This is a genomic window from Arthrobacter sp. Soil736 (genome assembly GCF_001428005.1).
Lineage (GTDB): Bacteria > Actinomycetota > Actinomycetes > Actinomycetales > Micrococcaceae > Arthrobacter.
Genome location: NZ_LMSB01000016.1, coordinates 22,718 through 45,063 on the forward strand (window position 1 = coordinate 22,718; position 22,346 = coordinate 45,063).

The 22,346-nt window shown below is 66.5% G+C and carries 17 protein-coding genes, 2 tRNA genes and 1 pseudogene; 3 read left to right on the forward strand and 17 right to left on the reverse strand.

Annotation, left to right across the window (positions count from 1 at the left end; genetic code table 11):
* Positions 1-74 precede the first annotated feature (74 nt).
* Both ASG92_RS11415 and ASG92_RS11420 read left to right on the forward strand, forming a co-directional pair.
* A complete protein-coding gene (locus ASG92_RS11415) occupies positions 75-794 on the forward strand; it encodes an IclR family transcriptional regulator (protein ID WP_056628093.1) in 720 nt (239 codons plus the stop codon).
* Between the two features lie 61 nt (positions 795-855).
* Positions 856-1,407 (forward strand): DUF1697 domain-containing protein, encoded by a 552-nt coding sequence (locus ASG92_RS11420; RefSeq protein ID WP_056628094.1) that lies wholly within the window; start codon positions 856-858, stop codon positions 1,405-1,407.
* A gap of 114 nt (positions 1,408-1,521) precedes the next feature.
* On the opposite strand, the gene ASG92_RS11425 is transcribed toward ASG92_RS11420, so the two are convergent.
* From ASG92_RS11425 to ASG92_RS11450, 6 genes and pseudogenes are all read right to left on the reverse strand, one after another.
* A complete protein-coding gene (locus ASG92_RS11425; RefSeq protein ID WP_056628097.1) occupies positions 1,522-2,016 on the reverse strand; it encodes a DUF805 domain-containing protein in 495 nt (164 codons plus the stop codon).
* A gap of 366 nt (positions 2,017-2,382) precedes the next feature.
* Entirely contained in the window at positions 2,383-2,880 is a 498-nt protein-coding gene (locus ASG92_RS11430; RefSeq protein WP_082579462.1) for a hypothetical protein, read from the reverse strand.
* 129 nt (positions 2,881-3,009) lie between these two features.
* Positions 3,010-4,626 (reverse strand): GTPase, encoded by a 1,617-nt coding sequence (locus ASG92_RS11435; protein ID WP_056628102.1) that lies wholly within the window; start codon positions 4,624-4,626, stop codon positions 3,010-3,012.
* Positions 4,623-6,400: pseudogene (locus ASG92_RS11440) on the reverse strand (dynamin family protein). The gene ASG92_RS11435 and the pseudogene ASG92_RS11440 overlap by 4 nt, the downstream one beginning before the upstream one ends.
* Positions 6,401-6,503: 103 nt before the next feature.
* Positions 6,504-6,579, reverse strand: a tRNA-Glu gene (locus ASG92_RS11445).
* A 129-nt stretch (positions 6,580-6,708) separates the two neighbouring features.
* Positions 6,709-6,780: transfer RNA gene (locus ASG92_RS11450), tRNA-Gln, on the reverse strand.
* Positions 6,781-7,189: 409 nt separating this feature from the next.
* On the opposite strand from ASG92_RS11450, the gene ASG92_RS11455 reads away from it, so the two are divergent.
* Entirely contained in the window at positions 7,190-8,656 is a 1,467-nt protein-coding gene (locus ASG92_RS11455) for a hypothetical protein (protein WP_240987099.1), read from the forward strand.
* A gap of 76 nt (positions 8,657-8,732) precedes the next feature.
* On the opposite strand, the gene ASG92_RS11460 is transcribed toward ASG92_RS11455, so the two are convergent.
* The 11 genes from ASG92_RS11460 to ASG92_RS11510 all read right to left on the reverse strand — a co-directional run bounded on the left by ASG92_RS11460 (position 8,733) and on the right by ASG92_RS11510 (position 22,325).
* Positions 8,733-9,491 (reverse strand): HAD family hydrolase, encoded by a 759-nt coding sequence (locus ASG92_RS11460; protein ID WP_056628108.1) that lies wholly within the window; start codon positions 9,489-9,491, stop codon positions 8,733-8,735.
* Positions 9,491-11,026, reverse strand: a complete 1,536-nt coding sequence (gene gltX, locus ASG92_RS11465) for a glutamate--tRNA ligase (RefSeq protein WP_056628111.1) — start codon at positions 11,024-11,026, stop codon at positions 9,491-9,493. The genes ASG92_RS11460 and gltX overlap by 1 nt, the downstream gene beginning before the upstream one ends.
* Positions 11,027-11,140: 114 nt before the next feature.
* Entirely contained in the window at positions 11,141-11,917 is a 777-nt protein-coding gene (locus tag ASG92_RS11470; protein WP_056628115.1) for a fumarylacetoacetate hydrolase family protein, read from the reverse strand.
* A 45-nt stretch (positions 11,918-11,962) separates the two neighbouring features.
* Positions 11,963-12,760: an MBL fold metallo-hydrolase gene (locus ASG92_RS11475; RefSeq protein ID WP_056628119.1), complete on the reverse strand. Its 798-nt coding sequence runs from the start codon at positions 12,758-12,760 to the stop codon at positions 11,963-11,965.
* 112 nt (positions 12,761-12,872) lie between these two features.
* The gene (locus tag ASG92_RS11480; protein ID WP_056628122.1) at positions 12,873-13,985 is read right to left on the reverse strand and encodes a branched-chain amino acid aminotransferase; all 1,113 of its coding nucleotides are present in this window, start codon (positions 13,983-13,985) and stop codon (positions 12,873-12,875) included.
* A 100-nt stretch (positions 13,986-14,085) separates the two neighbouring features.
* Positions 14,086-15,138, reverse strand: a complete 1,053-nt coding sequence (locus ASG92_RS11485) for a 3-isopropylmalate dehydrogenase (protein ID WP_056628199.1) — start codon at positions 15,136-15,138, stop codon at positions 14,086-14,088.
* 100 nt (positions 15,139-15,238) lie between these two features.
* On the reverse strand, positions 15,239-16,039 hold the full coding sequence (locus tag ASG92_RS11490; protein WP_240987100.1) for a class F sortase: 801 nt from the start codon (positions 16,037-16,039) through the stop codon (positions 15,239-15,241).
* 110 nt (positions 16,040-16,149) lie between these two features.
* Positions 16,150-16,821, reverse strand: coding sequence for a hypothetical protein (locus tag ASG92_RS29240; protein WP_200951951.1), 672 nt, complete (start codon positions 16,819-16,821; stop codon positions 16,150-16,152).
* Between the two features lie 361 nt (positions 16,822-17,182).
* A complete protein-coding gene (metG, locus tag ASG92_RS11500) occupies positions 17,183-18,742 on the reverse strand; it encodes a methionine--tRNA ligase (RefSeq protein WP_056628128.1) in 1,560 nt (519 codons plus the stop codon).
* A 35-nt stretch (positions 18,743-18,777) separates the two neighbouring features.
* Entirely contained in the window at positions 18,778-19,533 is a 756-nt protein-coding gene (locus ASG92_RS11505; protein ID WP_056628131.1) for an ATP-binding cassette domain-containing protein, read from the reverse strand.
* Positions 19,530-22,325: an FtsX-like permease family protein gene (locus ASG92_RS11510; RefSeq protein WP_056628134.1), complete on the reverse strand. Its 2,796-nt coding sequence runs from the start codon at positions 22,323-22,325 to the stop codon at positions 19,530-19,532. The genes ASG92_RS11505 and ASG92_RS11510 overlap by 4 nt, the downstream gene beginning before the upstream one ends.
* Between the last annotated feature and the right edge of the window lie 21 nt (positions 22,326-22,346).

Sequence of the window (22,346 nt, forward strand, 5' to 3'; positions counted from 1 at the left end):
CTGAAACAGCAGAGCCCTGTAATACGCCAGCCAAATGATTTGCATCTCAGATATTGAGACGGCAATATCATTACATGGACAATTCTAGTGGCGTCGGTGTCATTGATAAAGCGGCCCAGGTGCTGGATGCACTCGAGGCCGGGCCCACCACCCTGGCGCAGCTGGTGGCTGCCACCGGACTGGCACGGCCCACGGTGCACAGGCTTGCCCTGGCCCTTGTCCACCACAGGCTCGTGAGCCGTGACATCCAGGGGCGCTTTGTGCTGGGCAGCCGCCTGGTGGAGCTTGCGTCCGCCGCCGGCGAGGACAGGCTGATCGCTTCCGCGGGGCCGGTGCTGATGCAACTCCGCGACGCCACCGGCGAAAGCGCGCAGATCTTCCGCCGGCAGGGTGACTGGCGCGTCTGCGTCGCGTCGGCGGAACGTCCGATCGGCCTCCGCGACACCATTCCGGTGGGTACGCAGCTTTCCATGAAGGCCGGTTCCGCCGCGCAGGTGCTGCTTGCTTGGGAGGACCACGACAGGCTCCTCGAAGGACTGCAGGCCGCGCGCTTCACGCCCACCGTCCTGGCCGGAGTACGACGGCGGGGCTGGGGCCAGAGCCTCGGCGAACGTGAGCCGGGGGTCGCCTCAGTCTCTGCACCCGTGCGCGGACCCTCCGGACGGGTGATCGCCGCGGTGTCCATTTCCGGGCCCATTGAGCGACTCACCCGGCAGCCTGGCCGGCTGCATGCCGAAGTTGTCTGCAACGCCGCCCGCGTCCTCACGGAAGCACTCCGCAAGAACAACGACTGACGCTTCCCGGCGCCGGCCGCGTCGGCTCCCGGCGGGTTTCCGCTGCCAGTAGTCTGGGCGGATGACGAGCTACGCAGTGTTCCTCCGCGGCATCAATGTGGGCGGCATCAACATCAAGATGGCGGACCTCAAGGAGGCCCTGAAGTCCCGGCCGTTCGCCAACGTGAGGACGCTCCTGGCCAGCGGCAACGTGGTGCTGGCCAGCGAACTGAAACCGGCCGCGGTCAAGAAGGAATTCGAGGCATGCCTGCGGGAGGCCTTCGGCTACGACGCCTGGGTGGTGGTGCTGACGGCGTCCCGGGTGGCGGAGCTCGTGGAAGCCTGCCACTACCCGGCGGACGACAAGACCACGCACACCTACATCACGCTGGCTTCGGACACCGCCGCGCTGGACGAGCTCTTCACCGCCGGCGAGTCGCTCGGCGGCGTGGAGCAGACCCGGCTGGGCCCGGAGGCGTCGGCCTGGCTTGCCCCGGCAGGCGGGACCCTGGACAGCCCGTTCAGCAAACTCTCTGCCAAACCGAAGTACAAGGCCTCGACCACAACGCGTAACCTCCGGACCATGGTCAAGGTCCGGGACGCCGCAGCGGCCATCGAGCCCGCCGCAGGCTGAACCGCACCCACACCACAGTCCAGGCAGAAGGACCCGCTGTCAGTGACGGCGGGTCCTTCTATTGGTGGTTCGTGCGGTATCAGCGTACGTCCGCACCCCGGGCTGGCAATGCGCTTACGCGCCTGGCTGGTCGAACCGCTGCCCGGCCGGGTTGGACGGCAGAATCATGAACACCAGCAGTGCAAGTGCGCCCAGGAATGGCACCAGTCCGACAAGCACCAGCCAGCCGCTGAAGTTGCCATCGTGCAAACGGCGCACGACGAGTGCCAACGACGGAACGATGGTTGCCAGCCCCCAGATGACGAGCAGGATGTAGCCGAAGATGGCACCAGGGCCGGGAGCCGGGGCGCTGCTGAGGCTTGAGGCCGCCGTCGTCGCGGCGGCGCCCGCTCCGATGATGATGTTCAGGACGATGCTCACTGCAACGGCTACAAGGGTCCACCACCAGTATTCGCTCCGGCTGGCCCGGCCGGAGAACGTGGCGTACTTCTTAAAGAACCGTTTGATGGCTACCGGGAACGGTGCCCCATAGTACGGTGCCCAGAGCGGCGGTTCGCCGCCCTGCCACGACTGCGGTGCCTGTTGCTGCGGGTATTGCGGATAGCTCATGGTGTTCCCCCAATGGTTTCAGAGTGATGAGACGAGCTCATCGTACGGTCCGCCGGGGGCAGACCACCGTTTTGATGGACAAAATTTACTACGATTTACGATTGCCCGGACGAAGGGCGGCACCGTGGCGCCGCGCCCGTGTGGGCGAGGACTACTTGACGAGGCGGAGCACCGGGCGGCGGAAGCGGGTGTAGGCGGGCCGGTCCAGGGGAGATCGCGAAACGGGCCGCGTCGAAAGGTGCGGCGCCCTCAGCTGTGTCAGCGGTCTGTCGGTATGGACGAGGTCAGATCGGTCGAGCGTGCGACGTGAAGCGTTTCCAGCTCCGGGATGCCTCCACTTCGGAAAGGATCCGGGAGGGCCCTCCCCTAGTGCGCGCTGTACAGGTATGCGAGGTCGTTGAGGGTCTGGAGCGTCAGTTCCTGTGCACGGGCGACGGAGACTTCCTCCTCGTTTGTGAGGGCCTTGAGGTGTTCAACATCCAGGGCAGCCCGAACCATCTGCGCTTTGAAGAAAATCTCGCGTACCGTCAGAAGGGCGGAACGGAGGTGCCTTCGCTCCCGTCGAAGCCCGGTCCGCCAGGCAATCCCGAAGACCGCAGCACCCTGCTGTGCAGCTGGCACGGTTTGGTTCCCAACGAAGAACTCAGGCAGCCAGCCCCGCTCCGGGTGCTCTACCCACCGGTACCCCACGAGGATGAGCCCAAGCCTACGGGTCCGGTAGAGGGCAGTGACGTTGAGGATCTTCCGTCCGTCATCCATTTCCGAATATCCGAGTACCACGCTGCTGAGCTTCTCGTGCTTGCAGGCCTCGATGAACTCCTGAACGTCCTTGTCCCACAGACGGTCCGTTACGCCATTTTCCATAAGTTTGCCCATCCCCCCGAATCAACGATACCGGCCCGCTTGCGGCAAGATTCGGAGACTCGCCATCATGACTCACGGTGCCATTTTCGGGGACCGACGCCGTCCCCGCCGCACACATGAGCTGGCGCCCTAGGCCGCTGCGGCGGCCTTCACGGCGGCGTTGAAGGATTTCAGGCGGCTGATTTCCACCTCCACGGGCTCCACCACAAGCTTCCCGGCGACGGCGGCGACGGCGGACTTGAGCCGTTTCCTTGCGGCGGCAGCACGGAGGCGTGCCGCTGCGGCTGTGATGAATTTTGCGGTGATCGCGAGGAAAATGCCCAGCGCCGCTCCCCCGGCAATCATGAGCGTAGGAAGCGGCCAGCCCTCCACCCGGGGCACGTCCGGGACCGGAAGCTGAAGGTAGCCGAGGACGGCCAACACGCCCAGCCATCCCAGCCCGCCCACGGCGGTGAGCAGCGCGAGCCACTGGATCACGTTGAAAACCGCCCACCACCATGATTTCTGCCCGGCTTTCAGGTCGGCACGGGCAATGGCCTGGTCCAAAGCGTCCGGCAGGCGTTCCCTGCCCTCACGGGCTGCCCCCCGGATGGACGCCCGCCACGGGCCGGGAGCCCCGTCGCTCGCTGCATCGGCGAAGTCCCGGACCGCAGCATCGGTCCGGGCGCGCTCCGGCGCTCCGGCGGGAGGCAGCGAGGTCCGGCTGACTTCGGCCTTGGAAGTGCTGCGCAGATTGAGCCGGCGGAGCGGATCCGGCCGAAAGCGAACCAGCCATCTGGTGACGGGCCAGCCCGTGCGCCTCGTGGACTCGTGCTTGTACGACCGCGGCACGGCATCAACCACCAGGGGCACGTTGGCCGCACGGGAGAGTTCTTCCGCCAGCCGCGCCCCGGTTCCGCTCTTTACGCCCGCGGGCTCGCCGGGCCCCGAGGCGTCCATCAGCCGCCCGGCTACCTGGGACACATCGGCCGATAGCCGCAGCGCCAGGGCTTCGCGCCGGGCAACCACCTGGCGGATGGCTGCCCGGACCTTGTCCACTCCGGCACCGGTCAGCGCCGAGGCCGCCAAAACCTGCACTTTGCCGAGTCCGTCCCGGGCCAGGATTCCCCTGAGCGACTCCATGACAGGTTTGACGTCGGCTTCGGGGAGCCGGTCGATCTGGTTCAGCACCACCAGCGTCACTGCGCCGTGAGACGCCAGCGGCGCCAGGAAGTCATCATGGACGGCGGCGTCAGCATACTTCTGCGGATCCAGCACCCACACCAGGACGTCCACCATGCCCACCAGGCGCTCCACGGTCTGGCGGTTGGCAGCCCGCGTCGAATCAAAATCGGGCAGGTCGAGGAGGATGAGGCCGCTGGCCTCATCGGCGAAGCCCTCCACGGCGTCGGCATGATGGCGCTGGCGCACGTCCAGCCAGTCCAGCAGCGGTTCGCTGCCGTCCGCTCCCCAGACACTCGCCAAAGGTTCCGACGTGGTGGGCCGGCGGGCGGCCGCCGTCGCGATTTCAGCTCCGTTGACCGCGTTGAACAGGGTGGATTTGCCGCTTCCGGTGGCACCGAAAAATCCCACCACTGTGTGGTCCGCGGACAGGGACCGCCGCGAACTGGCGCGCTCCAACACGTGGAGTACATCGTCCAGGGTGGCGTCCGGCAGGACACCTTCGGCCAGCTCCCGGGCGTCATTGAGCGCCTCGAGGCGGCGCTGCAGCCGGGATGCTTCCTTGGTTCCGCCGTGGCGGCTCATGCGGCGCCCGCGAGCCGCTTCAGTGCCTCTGCGTGCCCTGCGAGGACGTCGGCCCCGGCGCCCGAGTCCGGGTCCAGCCGGTCCAGGAAGCGACGCTGCTCGGCCTGCAGCAGATTCTGGCATCGGGTGTGCAGGTCGTCCCGGGTGGTCCGCGCAAGGCGCCGCACGGCGTCTTCACCGAAAACCGCTTCCAGCAGTTTTTGTCCGACGACGGCGGTGCCTCCTGCGACTCCGATCTCAAGGCCCGTCAGTCCGGCAGTCATGGAGAACACCACGATCATGAGTGCCGCACCCAGGCCGTTGACGCCGAAGGACAGCCACCTGGCCTGCGCCCGCTTGCCCTGCCCCTCTGTCCGGATAAGCTCCATCAGGCTCCCCTGCCACGCCCGGATCTCCTCGGCCACCGCGTCGGCAAACCCCGGGCTGGTTCCTGAAAGGTCATCCGCGCCCAGGAGTCGGCGGCCCGCGGGGTCCGAGCGCCAGCGCTGGTCCGCGTCCTCCGCCGCGTTGGCGGCTTCATCGACGATGACTGCCTGCAGTCCCGTTTCAATGGCGGTTTCCACCCTGATGGCCGGCGTCGGTTCGCCGCGGAAGAAGGCGCCTACGCGGTCACGAAAGCGGCCGATGTTCTGCTCCAGGCTGCGGAAGAACTCCCCGGTGCCGACGAAATCCTGCCAGCGGGCCAGCACCTCACCGCGCAGCAGGGCGCCGTCCTTGGTGGCATCGAGGATCCTGGCGACGGCGTCCCGATAGGCGGCCCGGGCGTCCGCACCCAGGCGCCCGGCGGCCCGCCCTTGTTCCGCCGACTCCTCGGCCACGAGCCGCACCCTCTGACTTAGTGCCTTGACTGTCCCGTTGAGCGTCCGCCGGGCGATGTCCGCCCTTCCCGCGGCATCCGCGGCGAGATTCCGCAGCCACGTTCCAAGGGCTTCGGTGGCCGCAGCGGGCAGCATGCCAAGCCTGTCGAGGGCCACCTCCGGGATGACGAAGAGGCCGGCGTTGCCAAGGCCTTCCCTTTCCAGCATGGCCCGGAGGTCCTCACTCACTTCAGCTTCCGCCGCTGGCGGGACGCGGTCGAGCACCACCGCGACCATGATGTCCCTCGAGGCTGCGTCCAGCAGCAGCTTCCAGGGAACGGCGTCCGCGTAGCGGTTTGCGGTGGTGACAAAGACCCACAGATCGGCGGCCGCCAGGAGTTGGCCGGCAAGCTTCCGGTTGTCATCGGAGATGGAGTCGACATCCGGCGCGTCAAGCAGGGCGATCCCTTCCGGCACGGCCGGATCCCCCACCAGCACCAGCGACGAAATCGGGGCCGCATCGGGAGCTGGCCCCGCCTGGCTGGCCGGCACGGGGGCAGCAACCACGGCGCCCCGGATCCGGCCGAGGCTCTGCAGGACGCGTTGATCCTCGAACCAGGGGGCATCTGCGGGATGGTGCAGGAGAATGGGCTGGCGCGTGGTGGGCCGGATGGCTCCCGCCCGGGTCACCGGGTGGCCTACGAGCGCGTTCACGAGCGTTGATTTGCCAGCCCCCGTAGAACCGCCGACGACGGCCAGCAGCGGAGCGTCCAGGCTGCGGTACCGCGGAAGGATGTAGTCATCGAGTTGGGCCACGCAATTGCGGATGTCCACCCGGGCCCGCTCGACGCCGGAAGCTCCAGCGGCAGCGATGCGGAGGACAGATCCCGCCGAACGGCTTCCAAGAGGGCGACGGCGGCAGCGGACTGCGCTTCCTTCTTCTGCCCGTTGGCCGGAGGGCGCTCGTTGGAGGAGATCACAGCATCATCATGCCAGTTCAGGCACTGCTGTGGATCAGGCGGGCCGTGGCGGCAGAACAAAGAAAAACCGGCCCCGGGCAGATGCCCGGAGCCGGTTAATTGGTGACCCCAGCGGGATTCGAACCCGCGTTACCGCCGTGAGAGGGCGGCGTACTAGGCCGCTATACGATGGGGCCGTGTACCTTCCAACCAGCAATTCTGCCGGTCAAGCTAAGTGATTGTTTCACACACTCAGCACGTGTTTCAAATCGAAAAGCTTGACTTGAAACTCCCGATAATCTGCGGAATTCCGCGGATTTTCAGAGCTGGGATACCAGGACTCGAACCTAGAATGACGGTACCAGAAACCGTAGTGTTGCCAATTACACCATATCCCAATGGAACTTTCGGGCCGGTCGAAAAGGCCTAAACCTTCGCTCCGAGCGCCTCAGCACGAGTAATTACTTTACCCGAGAGTTTTGCCCCGCACAAATCGGCCCCGGCATCCCTCTGGATACCCCGCGCCGGGACGGACTTGGCCGTCCGCGCCCCTCTGAAACAAGGAAAAACCTTGCAAATCCGGCGTTAATAAGTTTACGCTCGGTAAGTTACCAGCGAGTAACCACCTTCTCCCCGATGTCATAGCGGGCCGACCTGCGAGCAATCGCGGTTGTTAGCTGCATCACAGTTGCGGGATATGGCCGGCGGCAATGCCGCCGCCGGCAGGACCGTCGAGAGGAACCACCTGTGTCGGAACCATCTGTGTCGAAATCGCTTGTGCCGGTACCACTTATGCCGGAATCGCCTGTGTCGGAACCGTCCGGGCCGGAACCGCGTCAATCGACGGGCCGTGCCGCCGTGGCGGGCAGGCCCTGGCCCCGGACCCAACAAGTCGCCATCGCGATCCTTGCCCTGCTGCTCGTGGCACTGCTGGCGTTCTATACGCTCGTGACCGGACGCGTCGCCGACGGCTCGGCCAGGCTGCGGGACGGGGCCGGCCTGGCCTCCACGGGCGCCGAACAGTTGAAGACAGGCGCCGGCCAGCTCGCCAGCGGTGCCAGCCTGGCGGACGCCGGTGCCGTAAAGCTCGCGGAAGGCGCGGACAAGATCCACTCAGGAATCAGCAGCAAACTCGCTCCGGGGGCTGACAAGCTTGAGGCCGGCGCTGCCCGGCTCGCCGCAGGCGCCGTGAAAATCGAGAACGACGTCAACAGCAAACTCGCCCCGGGCGTCTACAAGGTCGACGACGGCGCCCACAAACTCGCTGCCGGAGCCGTCCGGTTATCCGCCGCCCTGACACCGACAGCGGCGGGCAATGCCCCGGACAACCTGGCGGACGGCGCCACCCGGCTCGACGGCGGAGCAGCGCGGCTGGCGGACGGAACCGCTGAACTGGCCGCCGGCACCAGCCTGCTGGCGGCCGGCACAGTCCAACTCAGGGGCTACCGCGGCGCGAACGGCGACCCCGCGGCAGGCACCGGGACGGCTGCAATCGCACAGGCGCTGGAACTGTTGGAGGCAGCTGCCTCAGATCCCGCGCAGGGCCTGGTTCCCTTGTCCGTGGTCAAGGACAAGATCGCAAAGATCAGGGCAGGTGCGCAGAAGCTGGACGCCGGCGCTTCCCGGCTGCAGTCCGGAGCGGCACGGCTCAACGCGGGCGCGGCACGGCTGGACTCGGGTGCCGGAGAGCTCCATGCAGGAACCGGAAGGCTGACGGCAGGATTCGCCACCCTGGCCGGCAGGCTCAACAGCCGGGACCCGAAGAGCCCCGGCGTGGTGATGGGCACCGAACTCCTGGCCGAGGGCACGTCCAAACTCCGGGTGGGCATGGACGGCGTTCCCGGCAACTCCGCACGTCCCGGACTGCTCAAGGCCGCTGCCGGGATGACCGAGGGCAGCCAACGCCTGGCCGACGGCACTGTGGCACTGAACGCGGGCATCAAGGGAGATCCGGCTAATCCGGGCAGCCCCGGCCTGCTCAGCGGTTCCCAGACCCTCGCTGCCGGCGCCTCCAAGCTGTCAGACGGCAACACCAGGCTTGCCGCCGGTTCCACACAGCTTGCCACCGGCGCGGACAGGCTCGCTGACGGCAACGCCCGGATCGCCGAAGGCACGGGCACCCTGTATTCGGCGGCCGCGGCGGTGTCTCCCGGAAGCATGGTCCGGCAGTCCGATGCCGCCCTGGCCCTGGGCCTCGTGGGCGTGCTGGGCCTCGGCTCGGTCGGCGCGTTCCTGGCCCTGAAGTCAAGGCGGCCGTTGCGGAAAACCCCCTAAACCGCCCGGGGCCGGGCACGGGCACAACCGTGCCCGTGCCCGGTCCCATCGCGGCCGCGCAGGTCCGGGGCGTGCCTTACTCCGGCAGTGCCAGCCACCCCAGCAGCTCCAGCAGGGAGCCGATCTCGTGTCCCTGAAAATCCGGCTCCGGCTCCCCGCCGCGGTTCAGCCAGACGCCCAGGAGGCCTGCCGCCGTCGAGCCTTCAGCGTCGAGCAGCCGGTTGTCCCCCACGTAAAGGGTTGTGTCCGCGGAACTGCCAAGAAGCCGGACACCCTCCAGATAGATGGCGGGGTCAGGTTTGGGCACACCCACGGTGTCCGTCCCCACGAGGATGCCGATGCGTTCCAGTCCGGCGCTGTCCAGCTTGACGCGCTGGTAGTCATGGACGTTGTTGCTCACCGCACCATAGGGAACTCCTGCCGAGTCCAGTGCGTCCAGGAGCGGGGCGACGTCCTCGAACGCCCTGACATAACTGGGCTGGAGGCGCGAATACGAACTGAGCCAGTGCCGGGACTCCTCACCTTCGCCGAGCTCGACGCCGAAGTGGCCCAGCGCCGCCCGACCGCGAAGCAGCCGCTGCTCGTTAAAGGTCAGTTCGCCGGCAAGGTAGCGGTCGTAGTAGTGCGTGGTCTCGTGCGTGAAGATCCTGCCGAACTTCTCCCACCCCGACTGGTCCAGCCGGGGCAGGAGGTGTTCGCTGACATCGCGCAACGCCGTGGTCATGGCGTACGCAAGGTCCACCAGCGTGTCGTCGATGTCGAACAGGACACCGCTGACGGCACCGGGCGGCCGTCGGTGCAGGGCGCCGCCGGTTTCCGCGGCAGGTCGCGTCATCAGCCGAGGAAGGCGCGCAGGCGCGCCAGCGACGAGTCCCTGCCCAGGATCACCATGGATTCGAACAGCGGCGGAGAGATCCGCCGCCCGGAGATTGCGGTGCGGACGGGTCCGAACGCCAGCCGCGGCTTGATGCCAAGATCCTCCACGAGCGCCTGCTTCAGCGCGGACTGGATGTTCTCCGCGCTCCAGTCCTCGACGGGCTCGAGGGCGGCCAGCGCCGCGTCCAGCACTTCAGCCAGGTTTGCCGGCAGGCCCTTACGTGCGTCATCCGCGATGTCGATCGCGTCGTCGTTCTTGAAGAGGAAGGCGAGCATCTCCGGAGCCTCACCCAGCAGGGAGATGCGCTCCTGGATCAGCGGCGCAGCCTCGGCGAGGATCTCCTCCTGCCGTGCGGTAAGGCTCTCGCCCACGAATCCGGCGGCGCGCAGGTACGGGACGAGGCGTGACCGGAAATCCTCCGGCTCAAGCATGCGGATGTGCGTGCCGTTGATGGCTTCGGCCTTCTTGATGTCGAAGCGGGCCGGATTGGCGAGGACGTCGTTGACGTCGAAGTGCTCGATGAGCTGCTCCACCGTGAAAATGTCCTCGTCGGCGGACAGGCTCCAGCCAAGGAGGGAGAGGTAGTTCAGCAGGCCTTCGGGGATGAAACCGCGGTCCCGGAGCAGGAACAGGTTGGACTGCGGGTCGCGCTTGGAGAGCTTCTTGTTCCCCTCGCCCATGACGTAAGGCAGGTGACCGAAGACGGGCATGTAGCTGGCCACGCCGATTTCCATCAGCGCGCGGATCAGCACCACTTGGCGGGGTGTGGAGGAGAGCAGGTCCTCGCCACGGAGGACGTGCGTGATGCCCATCAGCGCATCGTCGACGGGGTTGACAAGGGTGTATAGCGGGGACCCGTCGGCACGGACAATGACGTAGTCCGGAATGCTGCCGGCCTTGAACGTGATGTCGCCGCGGACCATGTCAGCGAAGGTGACATCCTCGTCCGGCATCCGCACGCGGAGCACGGGCTGGCGGCCCTCGGCCTTGAACGCGGCAATCTGTTCTGCCGAGAGGTCTCGGTCGAAGTTGTCATAGCCCAGCTTGGGGTCCCGGCCGGCGGCGCGGTGGCGCGCCTCGACCTCCTCGGGCGTGGAGAACGCCTCGTACGCGTAGCCGGCGTCGATCAGCTTGGCGACCACGTCTTTGTAGAGGTCCAGGCGCCGCGACTGGCGGTACGGTTCGTGCGGTCCGCCGACCTCCACGCCCTCTTCCCAGGTGATTCCGAGCCACTTCAGGGCCTCCAGCAACTGCTGGTAGCTCTCCTCCGAGTCGCGGGCAGCGTCCGTGTCCTCGATGCGGAACACGAAGGTGCCGTTGGTGTGCCGGGCATGGGCCCAGTTGAACAGGGCCGTGCGGATCAGTCCGACGTGCGGGGTGCCGGTCGGCGAGGGGCAAAACCGGACACGCACCGGGGTTTCGGCGGTGACTTCGCGGCTCATTTCACTGGGGGCGGAGCTGGAGACGGGGTTGGGCGCAGAGGGAGTAGTCATAGTGACACCAACTTTACCGCGTGCACCATGCCGGACTGGCGGCTGAACCCCGCTGCGAAACAGGACAGCCGCCACGTGGATCAACGTGGCGGCTGTCCTGAATCGGCGCGTGGGTCAGCGACGGACCACCGGGTTCGACAGGCGGCCGATGCCCTCGATCTCGACGTCGTACCGGTCTCCGGCCTGCACCAGGTCCACGCCGGCCGGCGTTCCCGTCATGATGACGTCACCGGGCAGGAGCGTGAAGGCGCTCGAGACGATGGAGACGAGTTCCCGGACGCCGCGGATCATCTGGTTGGTGCTGCCGTCCTGGCGGAGCTCCCCGTTGAGCCAGCCCTTGATGGACAGGTCTTCGGGGTCCAGTTCGGTTTCGATCCACGGGCCCAGCGGGGCCGAGGTGTCGAAACCCTTGGCGCGGGCCCACTGCAGGTCGGTTTTTTGGACATCGCGGGCAGTGAGGTCGTTGCCGCAGGTGTAGCCGAAAATGACGTCATCCACGCGTTCCTCGGGAACGTCCTTGCAGATGCGGCCGATCACGACACAGAGCTCAGCCTCATAGGAGACCTCGTCGGAGAACTCCGGCAGCACGATGGGATCGTTGGGGCCCACCACCGAGGTGTTCGGTTTCAGGAACAGGAGGGGCTGCTGCGGCACCTCGTTGCCGAGTTCGCGGGCGTGTTCGACGAAGTTCCGCCCCACCCCGATCACTTTGCTGCGCGGAATGATCGGCGCCAGCAGGCGGACGTCCTCCAGCTTGTGGCGGACGTGCGTGCGCTCCACACCGTGGAAGAAGGGGTCGCCGTTGATGACAGTGACTTCCTCACTGCCAGGCTGGCCTTCAACAATGCCGTAGAGGGGATCAGAATCGACTACAAACCGGGCAATACGCATGGTTCCAAGCCTACAGTCTCCGCTCTGCTCTCCTGCCGCACCGCCTCAGGTCCGGTCACGCAGGGAGCGCAGGTATTCAAGCTGGGCCGCAACGGAATTCTCGGCTGCGCGCCGGACTGAGGGATCGACGTCGGAATAGACAACGTCGGTGACCTCAGTGACGCCGGCGTCCCCGCCGAGGTCCGAGAGCGCCGCCCTGATCTGGGCAAGCCGGTCCAGCCGGTGGTCACGGTAGGCGCGGACCACGGAATCGAGGGCCGGCAGGACCGGCCCGTGAGCCGGCAGGACGGTGACCGGGCCCAGCAGTTCCAGCCGGTCCAGCGAGGACAGGTAGTCCCGCAGCGTGCCGTCCGGGTGATCCAGCATGGTGGTTCCACGGCCCAGGATGGTGTCGCCGGTGAGCACAGAGCCGGAAGGGCCGTCGAAGGGAAGATGGAAGCAGACGGAATCGGAGGTGTGTCCGGGGGTGGCCACCACCCGGATTTCGGTCCCCCCGGCCGCGATGGTCTCCCCGGGCAGCAGCGGTGCCCCCGCGTGGCAGTGCGCCGGATCGGCGGCGCGGACGGGAGCTCCGGTGAGTTCGTGCAGCCGTGCCGCCCCCGCCGTGTGGTCCGCATGCCGGTGCGTGACCAGGATAAGCTCCACCGAACCGCTGGCGGCCAGTTCCTGAAGGTGCCGCTCGTCGGCCGGCCCCGGGTCCACCACGACGGCAGCCGCATGACCTGCCTCGGCAATGACGTAGGAGTTGGTGCCGTCCAGGCTCATCGGCCCCGGGTTGGGGGCCAGGCGGTACCTGGTCAGCTGACTGCTGACGGTCAGGGCGGGCGTGGTGTCCGGATTCACGCTCTTATTCTTGCATTTCCGCTAACACCACTCCGCCAATGCGACGGCGGGTGGCCGGCGGGCCGCCGTCGCAGCTCCGCCGGCCACCCGCCGTCGTACTTATGGGAAATCCTCAGGCCAGCCGGGTCAGCCAGCCGTGCGTGTCCGCGACCTTGCCGGTCTGGATTCCCAGCAACTGCTCACGGATGGCCATGGTGGTTTCGCCCGCCTTGGCATCCTCCGAACCGATGAACTCGGTGGCATCCTTGAGCACGCCGATGGGCGTGATGACAGCGGCAGTACCGCAGGCGAAGACCTCGGCGATGTCGCCGGAGGCAACGCCGTCACGCCATTCATCCAGCGTGATCTTGCGTTCGGCAACCTCGCGGCCCATGTCCTTCGCCACCTGCATCACCGAGGAGCGGGTGACGCCCTCCAGGATGGTTCCGGTCAGTGCCGGCGTAACGAGCGAGCCGTCCTTCATCACGAAGAAGACGTTCATGCCGCCGAGTTCCTCAACAGCGTTGTCGTTGAACTGGTCCAGGAACAGCACCTGCTTGCAGCCGTGGGACTCGGCTTCCTGCTGGGCGATCAGCGACGCCGCGTAGTTGCCGCCGCACTTCGCAGCGCCTGTGCCGCCGCGCCCTGCCCGCGCGTACTCGCGGGAGATCCAGATGGAAACCGGCTTCAGCTCGCCGCCGAAGTAGTTGCCGGCGGGTGACGCAATAACCCGGAAGGAGACCTCACGGGCTGCGCGCACACCCAGGAACGCCTCGGTGGCAATCATGAACGGACGCAGGTACAGGGCTTCGCCGTCGCCGGACGGGACCCATTCCTTGTCCGCGGTCACGAGTTCGCGGATCGCTCCGAGGAAGTACTCCTCCGGAAGCTCCGGGAGGGCCAGTCGGCGGGCGGACTTGTTCAGGCGGGCGGCGTTGGCCTCGGGCCGGAACGTCCAGATGGAGCCGTCGGCGTGGCGATAAGCCTTGAGCCCTTCGAAGATTTCCTGGCCGTAGTGGAGCACAGCAGCGGAAGGGTCCAGGGAGATGGGTCCGTAGGCCTCAACCCGGGCATCATGCCAGCCGCCCTTGCCCTCGGCGTCGACGCTGTAGTCGACGATGGCGGTGTGGTCGGTGAAATAGTTGCCAAATCCCGGGTTCGCCAGGATGGCAGCACGTTCTTCAGCGGACTTCGGGGTTGCCGAGAGCTGCTGGGTGAATTCGACGCCATGGGCAGTCTGAGTCATGGTTCCTCCACGGTCGGCTGCCTGGTATCTGAACGTGGTTCAGCGTCGGACCACGGCAGCAATTGGTGATTCAGGTCAAGCTTACGCCTGCTGGCAGGGGCTAAACGGCCGCGGCGATGGCATCGCCAATGGCGCTTGTGCTCCGCGATTCGCCGTTGCGGCCTTCGACGTCTGCCAGCACCGCGGACTCGATCCTGCGGGCCGCAGCGGAGTAGCCCAGGTGCTCCAGCAGCAGCGCGGCGGACAGGATGGCGGCCGTGGGATCCGCCTTCTGCCGGCCCGCGATGTCCGGCGCCGAGCCGTGCACCGGCTCGAACATGGAGGGGGCAGTCCGGTCCATGTTGATGTTGCCCGAGGCTGCCAGTCCGATGCCGCCCGTCACCGCCGCCGCGAGGTCTGTGATGATGTCCCCGAAGAGGTTGTCCGTGACGATCACGTCGAAGCGGGCGGGATCGGTGACCATGAAGATGGTGGCGGCGTCAATGTGCAGGTAGTCGTGCGTGACCTCCGGGAACTCCTTTGCCACAGCTTCGACCGTGCGCTTCCACAGGTGGCCCGCGTAGACGAGCACGTTGTGCTTGTGGACGAGGGTCAGCTTCTTGCGGGGCCGTTCGTTAGCGCGCCGGAACGCGTCGCGGACCACGCGCTCCACGCCGTACGCGGTGTTCAGCGATACTTCCGTGGCCACTTCGTGGGGCGTTCCGCCGCGCAGGGTCCCGCCGTTGCCGACGTACGGGCCCTCGGTTCCTTCGCGGACCACAATGAAATCGATGGTTCCCGGATTGGCCAGCGGGCTGCCCACGCCGCCGAAGAGCCTTGAGGGGCGCAGGTTGACGAAGTGGTCGAGGCTGAAGCGCAGCTTGAGGAGCATCTCACGCTCGATGATTCCGGAGGGAATGCGCGTGTCCCCCGGTGCCGCACCGACAGCGCCGAAGAGGATCGCGTCGTGGGTCCTCAGGTCTTCGAGAACTGCGTCGGGGAGCGTCTCGCCCGTCTCCAGCCAGTGCTGGGCGCCCAGCTTGTAGCGGGTCTGTTCAAGGGTGACGCCTTCGGCGGCAACGACCTTTTCCAGGACCTTAAGGGCTTCTGCGATGACCTCGGGGCCAATGCCGTCGCCCGGGATGACAGCAAGATTGATGGTGGATGCGCTCATGTTTTTCAGCGTAGCCAAGTGATCCACATTCTGGTCAAACCGTCTCATTATACGAACGCGTCCTTGCGTCGGCGGCCTGGGGTCCACGGCCGCCCGCCGACTACCGGCGCGGAACCGGCGATGCGACCACCGCCACGTTCTTGCCCCACAGATCTCCGGTGTAACAGCTGATCAGGACCAGCCGGTTGGGAACGACCGACCAGATGGGGCTGTCCTTCAAGGCCGACTTTGTGTACGTGGTGACTGAATCGACCTTGTATGTCAGTACCCCGGCGGACGTTCTAACGGTGAATGTCTGGCCCGGAGCCGCGGCCGTGCTCAGGTGGTTGAACGGCGCATCCGCTCCTTCCCAGCTGTGGCCGATGACATACGTGGTGTTGGCCGAGCCTGCACCCAGCTTGCCGAAAGGTGTGAGCCAGTAGGCGTCCATCGTCTCCGGCGGCACGATGGTCTGGCTCTTCTTGTCTCCGCTGCTCGGCTTCAGGGGATGCACCACGACGTCAAAGTCCGCCGCCGGATATGAGATGTGTACGGGAGCATAGGCCGGCCGCGGAGGAGCCACCGGGGCAGCGGGAGCCGCGGTCTTACCAGAAGGAGTCGCCAGGGCTGTTGCCGTCGGCGTCGGAAGGCCTTGACCCTCCTCGTCGGATATTACTGCTGACGCGTCCTCGGGGGGCCTTTCGTGGTGGCCGCCGGAACCGGCGCCATAGACAAGCCAGGCCGCCAGCAGTCCCATTCCGCAGATCGCCAGCACAATCAGGTCCGCAAACTGCAGCAGCCGCCCGCGCGTTCCGGTGGCACGCGTGGCGGTGCCTCGCGTGCCGGGCCTGCCGGTGAAACGCCTGGCAAATGAGCTCAGCCGCCAGCTTCGCGGCCACCGGAAACGGCGATGACTGGCCATGCGATGACTCCTTGGCTCAGAATCGGGCGGATCAACAACCGGGCGGATCAACAACAGGCGGGCGCGGGTGCCGCGTTCCGACTCGCGGCACCCGCCAGGCATGGTGCTGCTCAGCCTTCAGCCTCGTTGGCACCCTCTTTCCTTCTCCACAGCACCAGCACGGACACGCCCACGAACAGGCCTGTCGCTAGGGCAAGCCCCGCGGGGATTTCCGCGTCCGTCCTGCCTACTGCTGTTTCAAGGTTGAATCCGACGTTCGGCGCCGCGGGAGCGGCAGCGGGGACGCTGACTGCCGCCGCGGGCTTGGCCGCCGACTTGGCTGCCGGCTTGACTACCGGCTTGACTACCGGCTTGACCACCGGCACCTCGGCGGCCGGCTCCTCGGCGGGCGGCTCTTCGGCCGGCGGCTCTTCGGTGCCGCCGCCCGGCTCCTCCGGGTCGCAATCCTGGTGGCCGACGCCGTTGCCGTTGCCGCCGGCATTGCCGTTCTCGCCGCCGTTACCGTTGCCGCCGGCATTGCCGTTCTCTCCGCCGTTACCGTTACCGCCGGCGTTGCCGTTCTCGCCGCCGTTACCGTTACCACCGGCATTGCCGTTCTCGCCGCCGTTACCGTTACCACCGGCATTGCCGTTCTCGCCGCCGTTACCGTTACCACCGGCATTGTTCTCGTGGCAGACCTTCTCGTGATCGCCCTGCCCGTTGCCCGGCGCGGCACCCGCCGGAATCGTGACGCCCAGGAGTCCAAGACCCAAAAGCCCCACAGCCGCGATAGTTCGTCTCATTTCGTGTCCCTCCATACTTCTGGTTCAAACCGACCAGACCACGGGGTATTTCTGCCTTCCAAGGGACCACTGTTCGAACTCAAACGGTGGGATCAAGGGTGATGGATACTCCCAAGGGTGTGGTTAGTCTGCTTGCCTTTTCAGCGTAGGATGCGTCGCTGCACCAGTCCCGAGTAGCCAGTACGCCTTCTTTGACGGCCAAGTACTTGGTAGTGGCGGGTTTGTCACCCACTTGTACTTGGCCACCACTTGGAAACCGGCCGAATAGGCATGCAGACGAAGAAAAAACGCCCCCTTGCCCAGGTAAACCGGGGCAAGGGGGCGGGGGACGGCAGGGACGTGCCGCCGGAAAAGGACAGGGTCAGACTTCGGCCGGCTCCTCGTATTTCGGGAAGACCGGCGCGGGTGCCGGCAGTTCGGTGCCCGCAGCGATCGGCGTCGAAATGGCGGTGAACTGCCGGGCGTCGCCCTCCGGCTGGCCGAGCGTCGCCAGCAGGGCGGCCGTCGCCGTCGGCATCACCGGCTGCGCGAGGATGGCCACGATTCGCAGTACCTCAAGGGTCACGTACAGCACCGTCTGCATGCGTTCGACGTCGGTCTTCCGCAGGACCCAGGGGGCCTGCTCGGCGAAGTAGGCGTTGGTGTCCCCCAGTACGCCCCAGATCGCTTCGAGCGCGCGGCTGAATTCCTGCTTGTCGAAGGCGGCGCGCGCCTGGTCCAGGAGGGCGTTGGCCCGGGCCAGAATGGCCGTGTCCTCAGGTGTGAACTCTCCGGGAACAGGAACGCGGCCTTCGCAGTTCTTGGCCACCATGGACAGCGACCGCTGGGCGAGGTTTCCGAAATTGTTTGCCAGGTCCGAGTTCATCCGCCCCACAATGGCTTCGTGGTTGTAGCTGCCGTCGGCGCCGAAGGGAACCTCACGCAGGAAGAAGAACCGGACCTGATCGAGGCCGTACTGGGCCACGAAGTCGGCCGGCGCCACCACGTTGCCCAGCGACTTGGACATCTTGACGCCGTTGTTCTGCAGGAAGCCGTGGATCATGACGCGTTTGGGCAGCTCGAGGCCCGCGCTCATCAGGAATGCCGGCCAGTAAATCGCATGGAACCGTGAGATGTCCTTGCCGATCACGTGCACGTCGGCGGGCCAGTACTTCTTGAACGATTCCGAATCGACGTCAGGGTAGCCGGCACCGGTGAGGTAGTTCGTCAGGGCGTCGACCCACACGTACATGACGTGCTTTTCGTCCCCGGGAACGGGCACGCCCCAATCGAACGTGGTGCGGCTGATGGACAGGTCTTCCAGGCCGCGCCGGACGAAGCTGATGACCTCGTTGAAGCGGGACTGCGGGGCACCGAATTCAGGCTGTGCCTCGTACAGTGCCAGCAGCTTGTCCTGGTAGGCGGACAGCCGGAAGAAGTAGCTCTCCTCGGCGGTCCAGGTCACCGGGGTGTCGCTCTCCTTGGTGTACCGGGCGCCGTCCTCCTTGACCACGGTGTCGTCTTCCACGTAGTAAGCCTCGTCGCGGACGGAGTACCAGCCCTCGTACTTGGACAGGTAGATGTCGCCGTTGGCTTCCATCCGGCGCCAGATTTCCTGGCACGCGGCGTAGTGGTCCTCGTCCGTGGTGCGGATGAAGCGGTCATGGGAAATGCCCAGGTCCTGCTCCATCTGCTTAAAGGCCGCGGAGTTCCGGTCCGCCAGTTCCTTGGCCGTCAGGCCTTCCTTCTCCGCCGACTGCTGCATCTTCAGCCCGTGCTCATCGGTGCCGGTCATGAAGAAGACATCGTGGCCGTCCAGTCGCTTGAACCGCGCCATGGCATCGGTGGCAACGACCTCGTAGGCGTGGCCGATGTGCGGCACGCCGTTGGGGTAGCTGATGGCCGTGGTGATGTAGAACGGGCGCTTTTCTGAAGAAGTCACGGGCGGGAAATTACCTTTAGTGCGGAGGGATGAAGCTAGATCAGTTCGGTCAGGGTATCGCTCAGCCGGACCAGTTCGTGGTCATGTGACGCAACCAGTACGGCAATACCGTCGGACGTCGTGTCCTTCAGGATGCTGATGATGCGGTTGGCCGAGGCCCGGTCAAGGCTCGCGGTGGGCTCATCAACCACCAGGACGCGCGTACCGAGGATCAGGGCGCGGGCAATCGCAACGCGCTGCCGTTCGCCGCCGGACAGCTGCGCGGGGCGGTGCCGCATCCGCCGGCCGAGGCCTACGAGGTCCAGCAGGTCCTTGGCCATGTCGCGGCGCTGTTCCACTTCGCCGTCCGGGACGGCGGGCAGAAGGACATTTTCGAGGGCGCTCATGCCGTCGATCAGTGCCCCGCCCTGGTCAACGTAGCCGATCAGGGCACGCCGCCGGTCGGCGATCTCGTCGTCGCCCATGCTTTCGAGGGACTCGCCCTCCCACAGCACCCGGCCCGACGTCGGCAGGGTAAGCCCCGCACCGACGGTCAGGATGCTGGTCTTGCCTGAGCCGCTCCGGCCGGCAACGCAGTGCATCTCGCCTGCGTGGAGGGTCAGGTCGAAGCCCTCCACCACGCTCACGGCTTCGGCTCCGCCTTTTCCGCCGCCGTAGCGGATGGTGATATTGCCCAGCTCGAGCGGGGTACCGTGATCGGCGGCCTTGACGAGGGTGTTGGCGCGCGTCTGGAACGAGCCCCCGCCGTCGTCGTTCCCGCGCTCCCGGCGAAGGTTCAGGTCGTTAGTCATTGGACCACTTTCGTTGCAATCGGAATCCAGCAAAGTACAGCCACGAGCCCGGCCACGGCGGCCCAGAGTGCGGCATAGGGGGCAAGGAGCAGGCCGACGCCGAGGGCACCGAGCACGCCCAGCGGAACCGCCACCGCTCCCACCAGGGCATTTTCGAAGAACCGGACCTGGCCGAGCATGTCGGGGTTCCAGCCCATGGCCTGCAGCGTTCCGAGGTACTGGCGCTTGGCCTGCAGCTCGAAGCGGCCTGTGACGAGGGTCAGCACGAGCCCTACCGCCACTCCGGAGAGGCCCAGGACGATGCTTGGCAGGGCCACGCTGGCGGCGGCCAGTCCGCTGAGCGCGCTGGCTCCGGCGGCCCGCGGTATGTCGATCAGCAGGGCGACGAGACCGCCCACGGCGGCACCGAACACGCCGACCGCAACGGCGAGGGAAATCGCGTTGAAGCGGTTGGTGGTCAACTGGCGGTTGGCGAAGGTCAGCGGCGAATCGACGGCGATGAGCCGCTCGTCATGCTGCGGTTCCTGGTCAACTTCCTCGCGGTGGCGCAGCATCTGGGCGGCGAAGAAGGCCGCGGCCAGATAGAGGACCAGCACGGATGCCGAGACAATCACGGTGGCGAGGTTCCAGCTGAGCAGGCTCAGGACGACGCCCGCGACTGCCAGCAGCCCCGCGCCCACGGCGAATTCCTCCAGAACCCACGAGCGGATGCGCCGCTGGGTCCAGCCCATGGCGCGCAGGGTTCCCGCCTCGCGGCGCCGTTGCCGGATGTAGCTCACAGTCGATGCGCCGGTGAGGAGCGCGGCACCGCAGAGAGTCAGGAAGAGCAGGGTGAGGTTCGTGGCGGTCAGTGAGCCGGACACGGCGTCGGCAGCGTCCTGCCTGACCCACGACTGCTGGACGGTGCCCAGCGCAGACTCCTTGCCGGCGTCGTCCCTGGAGTAGCCGGGAACGAAGATGTTGGCGTCTTCTCGCGCGGAACCGGCCACAACCGTGGCTTCCAGGCCCATGTCCCGGATCTCGTTGGCGAGCTTCTCCACGTCCGGCTGCGCCTGCTTCCAGCTGCCCGGGGCGCTGGCGCGCACACGCACGGCGTCAATGACTGACGCGTTCTTCTCGTAGCCGCGGGCAGCCGCCAGGCCGTAGTAATCCGTGATGGCCCCGGCGGACTGGCTGACCAATCCGGTGGCGCTCAGGGACGGCTTGAGCGCGGCATCCGGGACATCCTTGCCCTCGGCGTCCTTGGTCAGGGTCATCGGCGTCGGGTCGTAGCCGCCCAGGGGAAGCCGGTTGACGTCCCCGGCCGCCGCCTGCACGGCGGCGGGATCGAACGTGCCATAAACCATGGCGAGGGGCGTCGCCAGCTTCTTGCCCGTTTCGAGGTTCTCCCGGTAGGAGCGCTCGTCCACGGGGTTGCGCTGGGTCTGGTCCACCGGTTCCCCGCCGGCCGTCTTCTCCGGAAGCCGGTTGACGGTAACCCATTCACCGGGCGTCGCGGTCTTCTCGGTAGCGCCGTTGCCCGCGGTTGAGCCGTCGGTGTACTTGGGCGCGGAGGCGAAGTTGGTGCTCCACGTTGCGGGGCTGTAGAGCCCGCGGCTGAAGTTCGCGGAGTTGCCGAGCAGCTTGGAGTAGTCCGTGGAGCCGGGCCAGGACAGCGCGAAGGGCGACTTGGACACGAACGGAAGGTAGTCCTTGTCCAGGGAGCGGTCCGCCGTCCCGATCTCCTTGACCACGTTCCCCGAGTCATCGATTTCCTCGATCTTCACGGAGTACTTCAGGTCAAGGGAAGTGCCGGAGCGGACAATCAGCGGAATGGCCTGGGAATCCTCGGTCAGCTCGCCGCTGCGCTTCGCCTGCTGGTACTGGGTCATGAGGGGCGCCCAGTACTTGAGCTTGACGCCCAGGAAGTCCGGGCCCTCTTCGAGCTCCTGCATGCCGATGCCGTTGGTGAAGAGGCTTTCGAAATGGCGGCCGATCGCGGCGGCGCTGCGGGCGTCCGCCGGCGGCGCCTTCTCCAGCGGGGCCAGGAAGTCTCCTGAGGTGCCGAGCAGCGCGCGCTCGGAAACGGGGTCGACGGCGACCACGGACTCGGTGACCTCCGGCGCCATGGGCAGGGCAACGGAAAGATTGAAGAGGTTGTGCTCGGAGCCTCCGGCAGGTGCCGGGAATTTGATGCCCGTCTCCCCTTCGGGACCGGCGATGCGGATGCTGTTGCCGCCCTCGACCTGTTCTTCCACGAGCCGGGCCTTGCCGAGTGTTCCTTCGGCCGTCGACTTGAAGAGGGTCTTTTCGGATGCGCCGTCGGAACTCGTGGCGCTGGCAGTCAGGCGGTACTTCTTGGGGGTCTCGCTCAGCACGGACTGGGCGGCGGGCCACTTGCTGGGGTCGGTGCCCCCGGGCTGGCCGGCCGTGGCCGTGCCGACGAGGCCTGCGTTGAAGCCGAGATAGTCCATGGCTTCAAGGCGGGGAGCTTCAAGGTTCTGCGTGACACGCGAGACCAGGCTGATGGGCGCGGCCACCGAGGTGCCCGACAGGTCCCGGATGCCCTGAAGCTGGTCGAAACTGATCCCGCCCTGGCCGTTGGCGATGTCCGGCTGCACCAGGGCACCACCGGACCCCGCCTTGGCCTGGACCAGGATGTCATAGAGCCCGCGCGAGTTCTCGTCCACAGTCCGATTCAGCGCTGCCTGCGACTGGTTCTGGACGAGGACGGACAGGCACATGGCGACGATCAAAATGGCAGCGGTCAGCAGCAGCACTTTGCTTCTGATGAACCTCTGGACGGCGTTCATTGAGCTCCCTGAAACCTGGAT